Source organism: Rahnella sp. BIGb0603, from assembly GCF_024808755.1.
GTDB classification, from domain to species: Bacteria; Pseudomonadota; Gammaproteobacteria; order Enterobacterales; family Enterobacteriaceae; genus Rahnella; species Rahnella contaminans.
In genome coordinates, this window is record NZ_JANUEX010000005.1 from 541,002 (window position 1) to 557,485 (window position 16,484).

The 16,484-nt window shown below is 51.5% G+C and carries 9 protein-coding genes; 2 read left to right on the plus strand and 7 right to left on the minus strand.

Going from position 1 to position 16,484, the window contains the following annotated elements:
- The 6 genes from M2403_RS16555 to M2403_RS16580 all read right to left on the minus strand — a co-directional run bounded on the left by M2403_RS16555 (position 1) and on the right by M2403_RS16580 (position 10,429).
- On the minus strand, positions 1 to 1,836 hold the full coding sequence (locus M2403_RS16555) for a hypothetical protein (protein WP_259230132.1): 1,836 nt from the start codon (positions 1,834 to 1,836) through the stop codon (positions 1 to 3).
- A 67-nt stretch (positions 1,837 to 1,903) separates the two neighbouring features.
- Positions 1,904 to 4,054 (minus strand): hypothetical protein, encoded by a 2,151-nt coding sequence (locus M2403_RS16560; protein WP_208951961.1) that lies wholly within the window; start codon positions 4,052 to 4,054, stop codon positions 1,904 to 1,906.
- Between the two features lie 21 nt (positions 4,055 to 4,075).
- Complete coding sequence (locus M2403_RS16565) at positions 4,076 to 5,512, minus strand: hypothetical protein (RefSeq protein ID WP_259230134.1); 1,437 nt, start codon at positions 5,510 to 5,512, stop codon at positions 4,076 to 4,078.
- A complete protein-coding gene (locus M2403_RS16570; protein WP_259230135.1) occupies positions 5,509 to 7,260 on the minus strand; it encodes a hypothetical protein in 1,752 nt (583 codons plus the stop codon). The genes M2403_RS16565 and M2403_RS16570 overlap by 4 nt, the downstream gene beginning before the upstream one ends.
- Positions 7,261 to 7,264: 4 nt before the next feature.
- Entirely contained in the window at positions 7,265 to 8,854 is a 1,590-nt protein-coding gene (locus M2403_RS16575; protein WP_259230136.1) for a Hint domain-containing protein, read from the minus strand.
- An 816-nt stretch (positions 8,855 to 9,670) separates the two neighbouring features.
- On the minus strand, positions 9,671 to 10,429 hold the full coding sequence (locus M2403_RS16580) for an alpha/beta hydrolase (protein ID WP_152326668.1): 759 nt from the start codon (positions 10,427 to 10,429) through the stop codon (positions 9,671 to 9,673).
- A 754-nt stretch (positions 10,430 to 11,183) separates the two neighbouring features.
- Here M2403_RS16580 and pqqU point away from each other — a divergent pair.
- Both pqqU and M2403_RS16590 read left to right on the plus strand, forming a co-directional pair.
- The gene (pqqU, locus tag M2403_RS16585; RefSeq protein ID WP_165059969.1) at positions 11,184 to 13,337 is read left to right on the plus strand and encodes a TonB-dependent receptor PqqU; all 2,154 of its coding nucleotides are present in this window, start codon (positions 11,184 to 11,186) and stop codon (positions 13,335 to 13,337) included.
- Positions 13,338 to 13,527: 190 nt separating this feature from the next.
- The gene (locus tag M2403_RS16590) at positions 13,528 to 15,921 is read left to right on the plus strand and encodes a glucose/quinate/shikimate family membrane-bound PQQ-dependent dehydrogenase (RefSeq protein WP_259230137.1); all 2,394 of its coding nucleotides are present in this window, start codon (positions 13,528 to 13,530) and stop codon (positions 15,919 to 15,921) included.
- Between the two features lie 60 nt (positions 15,922 to 15,981).
- On the opposite strand, the gene M2403_RS16595 is transcribed toward M2403_RS16590, so the two are convergent.
- On the minus strand, positions 15,982 to 16,440 hold the full coding sequence (locus M2403_RS16595; RefSeq protein WP_165059975.1) for an acyltransferase: 459 nt from the start codon (positions 16,438 to 16,440) through the stop codon (positions 15,982 to 15,984).
- Positions 16,441 to 16,484: the final 44 nt, after the last annotated feature.

The following is a 16,484-nucleotide window of genomic DNA, read 5'->3' on the forward strand; positions in this document are numbered from 1 at the left end:
TTAAATGAGGTTGGCGATATTGATACTGTCTTGAACGGTTGCGGTTTGGACGTACTCGGGGTGATCACCGCCTTTGCCATTCTGGTAGGTGAACCAGATATCAAGGTTGACGGTGAGCCGCGCAGGGTCTGGCTGATCAGCGCTGAAACGCTGAATGGCGGCGTCGTTTTCGGTAAATTGAAAAACCTGTTGCAGGCAGGCATTCTCGTCAGTGGGAGAATAAGGGTAGCTGACCGACACGATCACTTTTTCGACCTCCTGCCAGTCCATGTTGGCGGAAAGTGTTATTACCCGCTGGTGATACAACGAGGAGAACAGCGAGATATCCTGGCTGGTCGGCTCATCAAGCACGGCGGATAAATGCGGCGAATTGACCTCACTGCTGTACTCCTTGCTGACGTCAAAGAGATACAAATCGGGGTCCGGCAGCGTGACCGGATAATCTTCTTCCCGGGACGTGGAGGTGATCTGAAAAATTTTTGACACGATGGGGCCCGGCAAGAGCCTGTGGCGGCAGCGCACGGTAACCAGAACCGACTGATACCAGTTCCAGTTAAACTGGCTTGCTGCGCGGATAAGAAAATCATAGCGGGCATAAACGGAATCGAGATCCAGATAAATGTCGTCCAGCTCAGTTTGCAGATCGCCGGAACTGACGGACGTCACGCTCCCAAAAGGCTTATTAAAATAGACGATAAAATCGTACCCGACGGGCCACAGCATTTTCCCCGTGTTCGGGTCGGTAATGCTCGGTGCTTTGAAATGCTTGGGCAGAACGTCGCCTTTACGGAAGGCATATTGCTGGACGTTGTCGCCATAACGCAGGCGCGCCATCACCAGCTGAATATTGCTGTCCAGCTCGGGCGTCAGTAAGTTTATCTGCACGTTTCGGGAGGCAAAAAAATCATCCTGCAGATCCGTTTCCGTGATCACGCGGCCGGCCTGATAGTCCGTGCCTTTGACCAGTTCACTGAATAAAGCCTGCGGATAAACCGAGCGTTTTACCACCGTCGTTTCGCTCAGTTTTCCGCTCAAACGGCGCTGCTCAATGTCTTTAACAGAAACCCGCTGCAGATAAAAACCGGCCTGTGGCCGGGGTTGCGCAGGGACATCGGCAAACACCGGGGTAAAGAATTCGCTGAGCAGGATCTGCGTCAGTTCGGCACCGGCCTGCGCGATATGTTTGTCGGGGTCTGTGTCGCGGACTTTGATGGTCACGATTTTATCGGTGATCAGCCGTGACGAGGTATTTTCGATATCGACCGAAAAAAACAGCAGGTTGAAGCCCATCGATTCTTGCAGGAACTCATAAACTTTGTCCCAGCTGGCCTCAAGTTCAAAGGTTGCGGGCGGCAGCTGTTGCAGATAATCAATTTTATAGCTGACCGTGACAGGTGCCGTTTCCGGCTTCGCCATCAGGCTGGTCAGCAGGGCGATATTGTCTTGCGGGCCGAGCCTGGCCAGCAGATAGCAATTTTGCTGGTCGTTCAACGCCGTCTTACTGGTTAGTCCGGTAATGAAACCGGGAATATTCAGCGTTGCGCTGCAGGAAATAGCCTGCAAGGGCAAAAGCACCGCATCGCGCGGGATATCCGTGCTGGCATCTGCCGCTGCGCGCGCGGCTTCGGGGCTGCTGGCTAATAAAGTTTGCAGTGACAAGCTGGCATAATAAACGGTGGCCGGTTCGCTGCTGTTTCTGAAAATCTGTAGCTGGACCGCGGGCTGATCGTCGCGGGTGACCATAATGCCCGGCGCTGCGGCGCAGTAAAAATAAACAGGTCTGTCCGGGTCGGCACGGATAAAACAAATGTTTTGCACTATGATCTGATTATTCATCGCGGCAATCCTGCGTGACGGAAGTAAAAACAGGGCAACGTAGATTGCCCTGTGTTATTTCAGAGCATCAGAACTTCACCACCACAATTGTCGTGGTGTTCGATACCTTATCTGTTTTCGTTTTCTCTTCGCCTTTGTCCCCGAAATACACGGTCGAGACATAGCTTATTTCCGGCTCATTGCCCGCTTCTGCCTGCATGAGATTGAAGGTCAGATATTGGGTCATCGACTTACTGTCGAATTCGGTGATGGCAATACTTTGCGATTCACTGAAGTCCCATTTCGGGTATTTCACCGTCATTTCATAGGTGATCAGCGTGACGTCTTTCTGCGTTGGCTGGAAGATAACCGTGTACTTCTGCGCTTTAGGCAGGGCGTTAGGGATCAGGATCTGATTGCCCTGCGTCAGGCCATAACCCGGCAATTGCGGGCTGGTCTCAACGCCATTGGGAATGTAGGTCAGGCTGTCGCCATTGATGGCGTAGTAATCGGCAGAATAATAAATCGGTTTATCCACGGTCGTGCCGATGGGATAAATGAACGGTTTAGGCGGTGCGGATTCGCTGATGACCTGGCTGGTGGTTTTAAGATCAACCCCCTTGTCGGGATCGGAATAGCGCGTTTTAACCACCACCTGGCTGAAGACTTTCCATCCCAGCGGGTCGAGCAGCGTAGAAATATCGGCGTAAACGACGCCACACTGGGCGGTGTTAATGGAGATGATCAGATCCCTGTCGCTCTGAATATCGCCGGAATGATAGGGTTTGGCCTGTGTACCGCTGAAGTTAACGGTGTAGGAATATTTAAACGCGCGGCCCAGCTCCGGCTTGATAAACCATTTGCCGGTTTTTTTCGGATCCATATCTTTAGGGTTAAATTGCAAGGTACTCTGATTGTCTTTGTCGTAGATGGCCGTCACGACAATATTGGCGATGTTATAGGTCGCCAGATCCTGAGTGACATAGAACTCAGGCTGAATAAATTGATAGAACGGATCGTTCAGGTCGTACTCTTTGAAATAATCCTTCAGGTTCGCTTCGCCCACGATGGACTGGATAGACGGCAGCTGGGTTTGCGGTGCGATGGCAAAGGAAACGACAGAGTTTTCGTCATAAACCCGGGTAAAACTTTTGGTCTGTTTGAGGCTTTCCTGGAATTTACCAAAGTTACCCGCGTCATTTAGCATATCGAGACTCATGTCCAGGCCGGTCTGACTGCTTAAGATTTGCTCAACCTGTTTCTGCCCCCACGCCGTCAGGCCCTCTTTCCACTTGATGTACTGATCGGCCGTCATCCCCATTTCTGCTGCGGTCAGCCCGACCTGAACATCAATTTTAATGGCCCCTTTCTCAATGTATTCGCGTTCAATCTTTTTCTCATCTGCCGACCACGTATGGTAAGAGATGGTTTGCGTGACCGACTTGGTGATTTCGCTGTCGTAGCTCACCGTTACTTTGGCCGCAGGCAGGGAAGCGTCCAGATTGAAGTTAAAACGAACGCCGACGCTTGAGTTTTTATCGGTGCCCGCCAGCACATTTTCAAACAGGGTGGCGCCTTCGCCGGTCAGTGTCAGCCCGAAAACGGTTCTGTTATCGCCTAAACCTGATGGCGATAAAGGCGTCGGGATCTGACGGTAGAATTTTTCATTGTCATCAAGAATTAATGTGGCCTGCGCCGAGGTGTAGTTAGGCTGCAACAGCTTAATTTTCTGTGCTTCTTCCGGCATCAGCTCAGGAAGAAACTGGTCATTGCCTTTGCTGCTGTCATACAGCGACACAAATTTGCTGGCCTGATCGGTGTCAAGGCCGGTATTTTTCAGCGCAGCGTCCATCGCCGCTTTTTTAGTCTGGTTTTCCGGATCCGCTGCCGAAGCCTGTTCGGCTTTAACATAGGTGACAATCAGGGTGGATTTCGCCGTCAGCTGGCCCTGAATATTGCCAAACAGTTCAGCGCGGATTTTGGCTTGCAGATCATCGGGAGGCAACGGCAGCATCACGGTGAACTGGGCATAACCGCCTTGCATGTCTTCGCCGCGATATTTATAGAACATGAAACTGGGGCTGTTAGCGTCGCGGGCAACAAATACCGGGATTTCGGGCACGACGTAATACGTATTCTTGTCCAGGCTGTCGCCGTAACAGGTACAGATATATTCAGTTTCGCCCAGATACTTATCCGTTGGGATTTTGATCGACTGCTGCAAAGCGGTGGTTAACATAGGGCATTCCTCTTGTTTATATCACTTGGTGTATTGCAGTTTGACGGGGCTGACACTGGCCTTCAGGCGGCCAGAGTCGTAGGTTTTCGGGAACAGCGATTTCAGGTTTCCACTCCAGCTGTATTCAATCTGGCCGTTGAGACCGGCAAAATGGGCGTTGACCCACCAGCTGGCCTGCCACGTGGGTTCTGTGGAAAATGAGAAGCTAAAAGATTGTTTTTTTGCCGGGCCCGCGGGCAGGTAGGTCGCGCTGCCTTTGACCGACTTAAAGCTGGATTTCAGGTCTTCGGCATCAAACAGGACGCTGTAAAAACCCAGTTCCTGCGGCGTAAGGGCAATGTCGTCTTGCCAGCGAAGTTGCGTTTCGTAGTCGCTGTAATCCGCAAATTTGACCCGGAGCGTGATCGTGCTGATGTCCGATTCGGTTTTCAGCGTGACCGGTGTGAAATTGGGCCACGGCATCGGTGTCTGCTCATCTGCGTACACCAGATCAACCGACATGATGTTGAAACCGGCCGGGTTGAAACCCAGACTAACCCGGCATTCACGCGTGATGACCGGCTTGTCAGGGCGGGTGGGTTCAGGCAGCGGCGTCGGGGTAAACGTGATAATGCTTTCTGCGGGCAACGTGCCCAGCAGCACGGCGATATCCTGTTGCTGTGTCAGCAAATACTGTTGCGGCACACTGTTGCTGTAGCTGACGTCGTAGCTGATTTTGGTCGGGATCTCATCCACAGAATGGATATTTCGCAGCGTATTACTGACCAGCAGCGACGCCGTTTCTACCAGAGAATTCCTGACCCGTTCGCGGGTCTGTTCTGAAGGTGCATTATCAAACTGTTCGTCCAGGGTAATCACACCGGCATCGATCTGCTGGTTGAGCAGGAGGGCGATGGTCTGCGGCTGACGGGCATCTTCATTGAACGCCAGCGTCAGAAATGCAACCCAGTCCGTTTCCATCCGTGCCGCCGCGCGGCTGCGGACGCTGAACTGGCTGCGGATCCGCAGGTAAACCTTGTTTTTATCGCCTCTGATAGCGTCGTCCAGAACCCCGCTTTCGCTATGCGTCAGCGCCATGCGGGATTGCTCAAACTCAACGTCATAACTGTCCGCTTCGGGCTGATGGACAAAACGCAGGAACAGGGACTGGCGGACATCGCCCTGGATCAGACTGATCTCGCCCGGCGACGGGATGAAATGTTCCCGGATATACGCTTTTAACGCCGGGGTATCTGCGGGCTGTGCAGGAGCGACGAAGGTCGCCATTCCCCCGCCGGGGCTGGTCAGTAAATGCAACGCGCTGATCTGACCTCCGGGAGTATCCAGCACGACCTGAGGGGCAAAGCTGCCATAGGTGTAGGCCTCCGGTGGCAGCGTCTGATCATGGAAAGCAAAGTCCCGGCCAAGCAGAAAGAAGTTTTGTAGCGTCTGCTCAGGGTTTAAATATTCAGTGTTCATCTTTCACCTTTAAAATCAATTGTTTGATTACCGGTTACATAGGCTGACCACGGGCCACCAGCAGATCTGTAGCGAAAACCGCTGGCATAAATAGAGGTGACCGTCCATTTGTAGTCGAATGTGTTATGCAGATGAGTGAAGTTATATTTTGTGGCAGGCATCAGGCTTTGCGGCTCAAACTCGAATTCTGCCGCAGTGACGCCGTCCGGAAGATTCACCGTGATGCGCGCCAGTTGCGCCCCAAACTGCGGAAAACTGTATGCGCCCAGTGTGGTGGACAGAGTGACTGGCCCGGGCAGCGGAACCACGCCTTCCCCGGATATCTGACGGGCTTCCACGTCGGCATACGTATTGCCGCAGAGGATCGGGTAACTGAAATCGGGCGCGTCAGAGGTTAATTTAAGGTTCTGATCCACGCCGCCAGAATGATAAGTCCCGCTGATTATGCTCTGGCGGGCAAAACCTTCATCCAGGCTGAGGGTCAGGAACTTACAGGGTAACGACGTGGGATCCAGCACCAGAAAGCGGTCCGCGCACTGCAACGGATCACCGGAGATTGTTTGCCAGCTTCCCCCGTGAAAATAATTCACGCGGACCTGATAGAAGAAGGGGCTTACGCCAAGTGAGCTGTTAAAAAACGTGAAGGTGACGCGACTTTTATCCGGCGTCAGAGCCTGCGTTTGTGTTTGTTTTTGCGGATAAATATTACCGGCCGGCAGCGTCAGCTGAATATCGATAGAAACGCCCGCGCCCAGCCCTGGCGGTGGCGTGTAAAAAACGTCGATCGCCCGTTTGTCTTCTGGCATAGGGGGCGGAGTGACCCGGTGAATTATCGTGTCGGGCGACTTTTTGGCAATTTGCTGCGCAGCGCTGAAGGGATCGAGTAAAAAGCTCAAAGGGCGCAGGCTCAGCACGACGGTATCAAGTATGAAAATTACCCGGCCGCTTTGTGGTTGCGACGCCAGGCAGATCATGGCGACATTGCTGTTCGCCGGGCCCGCACAGGGTGAACCCGCCAGGTTACAGAGCCGGTCAAGGAAGGCCTGACAGAACATTCGAATCGCGGCGAGATCGTTCACCGGCAGCGCCGGGGCGATCGTCAGAGGCAGTTGACGGATATTTTGGTACAGATATTGCGTTAACAGCTCATAGCCAAACGCCACCCGGGTGCCGTCAGCGGTAACGGTTCCCGGAACGTTATCGGTTAACACCTGCATCAGCGCACGGGGATCAAATTCGATGGAATAGGGCAGGCGAGGTGATACCCCTTCTACAAAACCGTCCAGCCGGGCATTAAACCCGATGATTTTGTCGAGGATCGTATCCTCAATCAGCTGAGTGCTTGCTGAATTAAGCAGAATAATGAACTGGATGTACTGCGCCGAATACCACGTGGCATCAAAGCTCTGCGCCCGCAGATCGCTGTGATACTCAACCGGCACGTCAAATCCCAGGCTCCCCGAGACCAGAGGCAAAATGTTCACCGCTTTACCCGGATACAGTTTTTTGAAATCTTCCAGGCTTTGCCCGCTGGCATACTCAAGCTCAGTCGTGAAACTCAGCCAACCATAAATGCTGTCTGCACTCGTACTACGGACAATATCCAGAGAAAACGGTAACGGCTCCGCCGCCTGAATACCGAGGGATTCCGGGTACAGAAAATAGGCTGCTTTTTGCTGATACGTCCCGATAAAACGTTGCGTAGCTGTTGTTATAATGTTCTGAAAGTCCGGATATCCTTCGTACATGATATTATTCACCCATTACGTTGAGATGATTTTGGTAATCTTCATGCCATTCTTCTGGTAACTGGCTCAGAATGTTTTCAGGTCTCCGGTAATATTCATCTTCATAAAATCTTTGCATCTGGATATCGCCAACCAAAATGTTATTAGCGTACAGCACATTTTCATCGCGTTTTTCGCCAGACAGTTGCAGGTTAAATACCGTAGCTTCATCCGGCTGCGGTTGAATATCGATAACAATACTTTCACCCGTCAGTGTTAAAAGTTTGTCGCCAGATTTAAGCTCCCGCGCAAGTATTACGCCAGACGAGGTTATAAAAGGATGTCCGGGGCTGGCGACCACGCTGAGTATTTTATTGTCCGCAGCCTGTGCGATTATTTTTATACAATGCTGTTCCTGCCCGGTGGTGACGTTTTCAACGGTAAGCTCACCATTATTTACGGTTTTCACCCGGTCTCCCATCCTCATCGCTGAAATTATTTTTTCACTGCCGTCAGTCATCGTTATTTGGGTGTTTTCATGCAGGCACCCGTAAACAATTTTCATCGGTTTTATTGTGACCGTATTTAAAAGTTGCTGACCGGGGACTATATCTTTAGGGGCATTAGTGATAAAGGCTGCAATGCTTTTTCCTGAGACGGAAAGAATGAGTTTAAAAACATAATAAACCATTTCGCCGGAATCAAAATCGACCTTATTAAATTTTAACCAGTTAAGGTCCCATTTGATGTTATTGCCGGCGATGGTTGAATTTTTTGGGTCGAAAAAATCAAATCCCGGATAAGGCGTAATCGGGTTACCCCCCGCGCGGGTGCGTATCAGATAGATACTGCTTATCCCGTTAACGGGTTTGCCACCACTGACATCAATATTCCCGCCGTAGGTGATATAACCTTTGACCGGGACACTGACGATGCCCCCGCCCTCATAGGGCTGGCTGTAGTCACAGTCGGCCTCCACGCGCGTTAAGCAAATTTTTATTTCGTTTGGATTATGAATAGTCTGTGGAGATTCATTATAAATTTCCTGAGGGTAGTTCTGCGTGGTAATGATTTCAGCGCCGTAGACCGTCATGTTATTGATGGTTTGCGCAAAGGTATAAATCACCGTGACCGGGAAATCAGCTTTTTTATCACTGTCCGGATATACCCCTTCAGCGCCGATAACACAATCCGCGGCATTCACATAATTCTGTGTATATTTTACCGGGCCGACATTGGTGGCATCACCGTCAAATAATCCCAGCGTTTGCGTCACATTGTTGGCGGAAACAGGAAGAGAACCCACGGCATCCGCGCGATAATTTTTTCCATCGGTAGAGTCAACCCGGACAATACTGTATACCGGAGTGACAGAGTCATTTGCTGCCTGACTTAACTGGCCGGTGCTGCCTTTAAGTTTTTTTGCGTTTTCCCAACATTGGGAGAATTGACGGGAATTCGCGTAGGCTAAACCGGAAAGCTTTAACTGAATGTCATAAAAATTGACCAGCAGAGTATTTCCCGGATCAATAATAAAAACGCCTTTATTGCCATAGTTGTTGATGACATTTTTTACAACGCTCTTTTCATCGGCTGTATAATTTTGTGTAGTCATAAATTCAGCACCCAATAAACTTCAGACACAAGGCTATGAAAATGGCAGTAACGAACTTCTGCCATTGCGAGTTATGCAATAATTATTTAAAAATTAAATGCACTAATGAATAGCAATCGAATTATTTTAGCCTGGTGGGGTGTGAGTGCACCAGATTACCCGTCAGGCAATATCCGGCGAACTTTAATATTTCAAAAGTTGCAAAGTGAAGTCATTATTTAACACGACTTTTCCTGAACAACAGGAAAGCCGTTTTTTAAGTAAATTCAAATTTTCATGTAAGAATGCGTTCCGTAATGGAGTGTGTTTCTTATATTTAGAGACTGTCATGAACGACATAATCAACAATAGCAACATTGCAAAGAAGATCAAACGACACATAAAAAAAGATTAAGAATTATCTTGATGCGGGAAAAAGGAGTTTGTGCACCAGTCGGTGTGGCAACACGATGATATCTCAGTGTGTTCTGCCGCTTTGATGCCGCATGCATATGTTCGTAAGGACAAAGTGACGCAAAAATCACCATTGTAATTGATTGAAATATATTAATAAAAATATTTTTCTGAGATATCGATAATGGCAATGATTTAAATATGCCAAAAACAAAGAAGAACCTGTTTAGACCATAAGTGAGATTTTTTTGTGATGGGAACAGCCTTTTTTACGTTTTTAATCTGACCTGACAGGCATAAAATTAGTAAATACATAAGTATGGGTTAAGTATTTCGGTTGGCTAAAGGAGAGGCCGTTACGCAACGTGTTGCCTAAAGGTAACAAGTTTTGAGACGCATCCCTGCATCCCCAATCCTGAATCTCTATTTCACTGCGCCTTTTGCCGCCTGTTCGATCAGTGCGGCCACTTCTTTTGGATGTGACTCGTAAACTGAATGGCTGGCGCCCGCGATTTCAACCGTGTGGCTGTGTGCGCGTTTGGCGTACATCCGTTCTAAATCCGGGTTAATGATCTTGTCGGACTTCGCCACCATGTACCAGCTTGGTTTTACTTTCCATGCAGGATCCGGGATGTTGGCCGTGAACACGCTGGCGGACGTCAGCATCTGCGCCTGCGCTTCGAATTCGGCTTGTTTAAGCGGTAAATCAGCGGCGAAGTCTGCCGGGAAATTCGCCGGATTGATGTAAAGGAAACCGTCCGGCGTTTTGGCAAACGGGTGCGCGGAGTTCGGGAATTTCCTGCCGTTTATCGCTTCAGTTTCGCCGTTATCCAGGGCATGCGCCGCGATATAAACCAGCCCGGCGACGTGCGGATCGTTACCCGCTTCCGTAATAATCGCGCCGCCGTAGCTGTGACCCACCAGGATCGCCGGGCCATCTTGCCTGTCTAAAATACGTTTGGTGGCAGCGACGTCTTCCGGGAACGACGTCAGCGGTTCCTGCACCAGCGTCACTTTATAGCCGTCATGCGTCAGGATGTCGTACACCGGACGCCAGCCCGAACCGCCGACAAATGCGCCATGAACCAGCACGATATTTTTGACCGGTGCGGCCAGTGCAGCCTGAGAACCGAACGCGGCTGCGGCGGCAACCAGTAATGTAGAAGCTAAACGTAAACGCATGGCATGACCTCTTTGCTTTAAATCAGAATGAACATCGGATGTGTGATTTCACTCTGAGCCCGCGGCTCTGACAGGCGGGTGACGGCTTCATGACAAAAACGTCATTTGTGAAAACGCTTTCCCTCAGTAAATCCTCACGTCACAGGGCATCCGGTTCTATTTGTTTTGTAAAGGCAGGGCGGGGCCATATATCGGAACATTGTGTGTACGAAAATGCCGCGACTTATTCCCGCTTGTGCAAATCGTGGTCTATATTCATTCAGTAAGCAGAACTTTCTGAGGGAAATGAAACAGGATATTCCGAATTATGGGGCGCTTTCTGAACGTAATTTATGGGGATATCTGGTAATGCAGGTTTTTTATAAATTAATTGCTAATCAATGGGTTGAATTTACTGTAACCGTTACCATGCAAAATTATTAATACCCTTGTGGTTATCGGGTTAATTTTCATGTGAAACAAACCGTTTATTTCATATGGGAGAAAAAACGCCACAAGTTGTATATACACGCAGGTTTGAGGCGGAGATTTAAAATGAGAATGGCCCTCAGATGTACTCTGCGTGCGATATTTTGTTAAAAAGTTATATTTGTAAAGTTGCGTATGTACTAACAGGAAGAAAAAAACTATAGTGACGCCCTTCACCGCTCTCAATCAGATTGGTCGATTTGTGTCTACTTCTAATGTCTAAAATTGAGATGTGCGTCGTCTTTTTTGACTCAGCCTTTTAACTTAAAACAAAAGAACTCATAAAGTGAACGCCAAAACCTCTGCTTTTATCATCACGTTTTTATCAGTTTTGAACCCAGTTTCAGTCAGTTACGCACAGTCAGCGCCGGGCACTTCCGCGAAAGATTCCGACGATTCGTCAGATTCTTCCTCGCTGATGGTCATCAAGCGTGAAAGCACCGGTGGATTATCCGAACTGGATACCCCTGCGGCGGTCAGCGTGATTGATGGCGACGATTTCAGAAACAGCAAAGCGCAGGTCAACCTGTCTGAAAGCCTCGGCAGCGTTCCGGGTTTACAGGTTCAGAACCGCCAGAACTATGCGCAGGATTTACAGCTTTCCGTTCGCGGATTCGGCAGCCGTTCCATGTATGGCGTGCGTGGTGTGCGCATTTATGTTGATGGCATTCCGGCCACCATGCCAGACGGGCAGGGGCAAACTTCCAATATCGACCTGAACTCGGTCGATCGCGTGGAAGTGCTGCGCGGCCCGTATTCAGCGCTTTACGGCAACTCCTCCGGCGGCGTTGTCAATGTGGATACCCAAACCGGTTCCCAGCCCGCCAGGCTTGAAGCCGGCACCTATTTCGGCAGTTACGGTTCTTTCCGTAACAGCGTAAAAGCCAGCGGCGCAACCGGCGACGGTACGCATGCGGGCGACGTGAATTACCTGATTTCCGGTTCGCGATTCACCACCGACGGTTACCGTGACCACAGCGGTACGCAGAAAAATCTTGGTAACGGCAAGCTGGGGGTGCGTATCGATGACGCCAGCACCCTGACGCTGATGTTTAACAGCGTGTCCGTTGATGCGAATGATCCGGGCGGTCTGACCGGGTCCGAATGGCACGATAACCCGAAACAGGCGACCCGCGCCGATCAGTATAATGCGCGTAAATCGCTGGATCAGACGCAGGTCGGCCTGCGCTATCAGCGTCAGATGGGCGAGAACGACGAGTTCAGCCTGATGACGTATCACGGCGAACGCCACACAACGCAATACCAAACCATTCCTGCCGCGTCGCAGAAAAACCCGCTGAACGCAGGCGGTGTGATTGTGCTGGAGCGTAAATATTCCGGTGTGGATACCCGCTGGAAACATGACGATCAGATGGGTTCCGTGCCGTTCTCCGTCACCGGTGGCCTGGATTATGAAACCATGACCGAGCGCCGTTTCGGTTATGAGAACTTCGATGCGGATGGCGATCTTGGCGTGAAGGGCAATGAACGCCGTAACGAAAAGAACGTGATGTGGAACCTTGATCCGTATCTGCAAACCACGTGGAACCTGACGCCGCGCTGGACGCTGGATGTCGGCGCGCGCTACAGCACCGTTAATTTCGATTCGACGGATTACTACATCACTGGCAGCAACCCGGATGACAGCGGTTCGCGCCGTTATCACAAACTGTTGCCAATGGCGTCCCTGAACTTCGCGGTGACGCCAACGCTGAATACTTATGTCTCTGCGGGCCGTGGTTTTGAAACGCCGACCATTAACGAGCTTTCTTACCGCACTGACGGCAAGTCCGGCCTGAACCTGGATCTGCAACCGGCGACCAGCACAACGGTTGAAGTCGGCAGCAAATGGCGCGTCGGTAACGGTTTAGTGACCGCCGCCGTGTTCCAAACCGATACCGATGACGAGCTGGTGGTGGCCGAAAGTGTCGGGGGCCGTTCGAGCTATATGAACGCCGGGAAAACACGTCGTCGCGGGCTGGAGCTGTCGCTGGATCAGCAGTTCGAAGAGAACTGGCGTCTGAAAATGGCCTGGACGTTGCTCGATGCGACATTCCGCAATGAGACCTGCGGCGCGGGCGACTGTACGCCAGCGGGTAACCGTCTGCCGGGGATCGCACGCAACATGGGCTACGCCTCGCTGGAATGGGCACCGGTTGACGGCTGGCACGCCGGCGCGGATGTCCGCTACATGAGCGATATCGAAGTCAATGATGAAAACAGCGAACAGGCACCGGCCTATACCGTGGCCAGTGTGAGTGCGGGTTACCGCTTCAACTGGGACAAAGTGACGCTCGACCTGTTCACCCGCGTCGATAATCTGTTCGACAAAAATTACGTCGGTTCCGTGATCGTCAATGAAGGCAATGGCCGCTATTTCGAGCCGGCACCTGGCAGGAACTACGGTGGCGGAGCTACGCTCTCTTATAGCTTCGAATAAGTTTTATGTTTTCAATCAGTCAGAGAAGTCCGTTTTAATTTTGTAAAAAAGTACCCCGCGAAGCTGCCAGACGCCTGTACGTGTTAACGCTGGCAGCATTCGCAAGGCATGACGCCCGGGTAAACCGGGTGTTCTTGAAGATTCAGCGCACCTGAATCGACGATTATAAAAATCTGTAAGGTCATCAACTATGGAAACGAAAGCCTCGTTATCACGCATCGTCGTAATAATTACCGCTTTGTTCGCCGCGTTAAGCGGGATTTATCTTTTAGTCGGCGGTATCTGGCTGGCGAAATTAGGTGGTTCTCTTTATTACATTATTGCCGGTGTTATTTCGCTGGTTACCGCGTGGTTGCTGTATCGCCGTCGCTCTTCTGCATTATTGCTGTATGCAATCTTCCTGTTCGGCACCACGGTGTGGGCTGTCTGGGAAGTGGGCACAGACTTCTGGGCACTGACGCCGCGTTTAGACGTCACCTTCTTCCTGGGCCTGTGGATCTTACTGCCTGTTGTTTATAATCAGATGCTGGCGAAAAATGCCTTTGCACGCGGCGCTCTGGCGCTGTCTCTGGTGTTCACAGTGCTCGTGCTGGCGTATTCCGTCTTTAACGACCCGCAGGAGATCAACGGCACCCTCAAAGCTGCCGATGCGGCACCTGCCGCGACCGATTCCGGCGTTCCAGCCAGTGACTGGCCGGCCTATGGCCGTACTCAGGGCGGTACCCGTTACTCGCCGCTGAGCCAGATCAACGATAAAAACGTCAGCAAACTCGACGTGGCATGGACCTTCCGTACCGGAGACCTGAAGACCCCGAATGATCCGGGCGAAATCACCGACGAAGTCACGCCAATCAAAATCGGCGACATGCTTTACCTGTGTACGCCGCACCAGAAGCTGTTTGCTCTGGATGCTGCAACCGGTAAAGAAAAGTGGAAGTTCGATCCTGAGCTGAAACCAAACCCAACCTTCCAGCACGTGACCTGTCGCGGGGTGTCTTATCACGAGACTACGCCAGCTGCGCAAGGCACCGAAACGAACGGTGCAGCGCCTGCTGTTTGTTCACGTCGTATCATTCTGCCAGTCAACGATGGCCGTCTGTTTGCGCTGGACGCTGAAACCGGCGCACGTTGCCCGGCATTCGGTAACAACGGTGAGCTGAACCTGCAAGGCAACATGCCTTACGCAACGCCGGGCCACTACGAGCCAACTTCACCGCCAATCATCACGAAATCTGTGATTATCGTGGCCGGTGCGGTTACCGATAACTACTCAACCCGTGAGCCTTCCGGCGTTATCCGTGGTTTCGACGTTGAAACAGGTAAACTGCTCTGGGCATTCGATCCGGGCGCTGCTGATCCGAACAAAATCCCTGCGGACGGTCAGCACTTCACGCCGAACTCCCCGAACTCATGGGCGCCAGCGTCTTATGACGACAAACTGGATCTGGTTTACCTGCCAATCGGCGTGGCGACACCAGACATCTGGGGCGGCAACCGTACTCCTGAAATGGAACGTTACGCGAGCGGCCTGCTGGCGCTGAATGCAACCACCGGTAAACTGGCATGGTTCTACCAGACTGTTCACCATGACCTGTGGGATATGGACGTTCCGGCGCAGCCGACGCTGGCTGACATCACCGACAAGAACGGCAACAAAGTGCCTGCGATTTATGTTCCGACCAAAACCGGTAACATCTTCGTGCTGGATCGCCGTGACGGTAAGCTGATTGTAGATGCACCTGAAAAACCTGTTCCGCAGGGCGCGGCGAAAGGCGACCATGTGTCTCCGACTCAGCCGTTCTCAGAACTGACTTTCCGTCCGGAAGCGAAACTGACCGGTAAAGACATGTGGGGCGCCACGATCTACGACCAGCTGATGTGTCGTGTGATCTTCCACAAACTGCGTTATGAAGGCACCTTCACACCGCCATCCGAGCAGGGCACTCTGGTGTTCCCGGGTAACCTCGGAATGTTCGAGTGGGGTGGGATTTCTGTGGATACCGACCGTCAGGTGGCTATCGCTAACCCGATTGCTCTGCCGTTCGTGTCTAAACTGATCCCACGTGGTCCTGGCAATCCTATGGAGCCAGATGAGAACGATAAAGGCGGTTCCGGTACTGAGACGGGCATTCAGCCACAGTACGGCGTGCCATTCGGCGTCACGCTGAACCCGTTCCTGTCTCCGCTGGGCTTCCCTTGTAAACAGCCTTCATGGGGTTACATCTCCGGTGTTGACCTGAAGACCAATGATATCGTGTGGAAAAAACGTATCGGTACCGTGCGCGACAGCTCACCATTACCGCTGCCGTTCAAAATGGGTATGCCAATGCTTGGCGCGCCGATTTCTACCGCCGGTAACGTGTTCTTCATCGCCGCGACCGCAGATAACTACCTGCGTGCGTTCGATATGAGCAACGGTGACAAACTGTGGGAAGCCCGTCTGCCAGCAGGCGGCCAGGCAACTCCTATGACTTACTCTGTGAATGGCAAACAGTACGTTGTTATCGCCGCCGGTGGTCACGGTTCATTCGGCACCAAACTGGGCGATTACATCATCGCTTACGCACTGCCAGACGAGAAGTAATCCGCGTTTGAAGAAAGTGTGAAGATAATGGAAAGGCCGCGAAAGCGGCCTTTTTTATGGCTATAGCAAACGCAGCAGTTTCGCCGGATTCCCCGCATACACGCCTTTCTCTGTGATATCTTTCGTCACCACGCTGCCCGCACCGATGACCGCGCCGTCACAAAGGGTCACCGCCAGAATGGTCGCGCCGCTGCCGATCGAAACGTGGTTGCCGACTACAATTCTGGCCCATGAATCACGATCCGGACCGGGTTTCCCATCACGGAACATATCGTTAGCAAACATCACGCCGTGGCCGATAAAACATTCTTCGCCGACGGTTACGTACTCGCAGACAAAACTGTGTGACTGGATTTTAGTACCACGTCCTATCACGGTGTTCGCCTGGATTTCGACAAAAGGGCCGATAAAAACCGCATCACCCAGCGTGCAGCCATAGACGTTGGCCGGTTCGATGATCACGACGTCGTTGCCGGTAATTACATTTTTGATCTGTGCGGTGTGAGATGTGTAGGGCATCCGGTGCTCCTTTAAATTAACATAATAATTCCACTCAATATTTC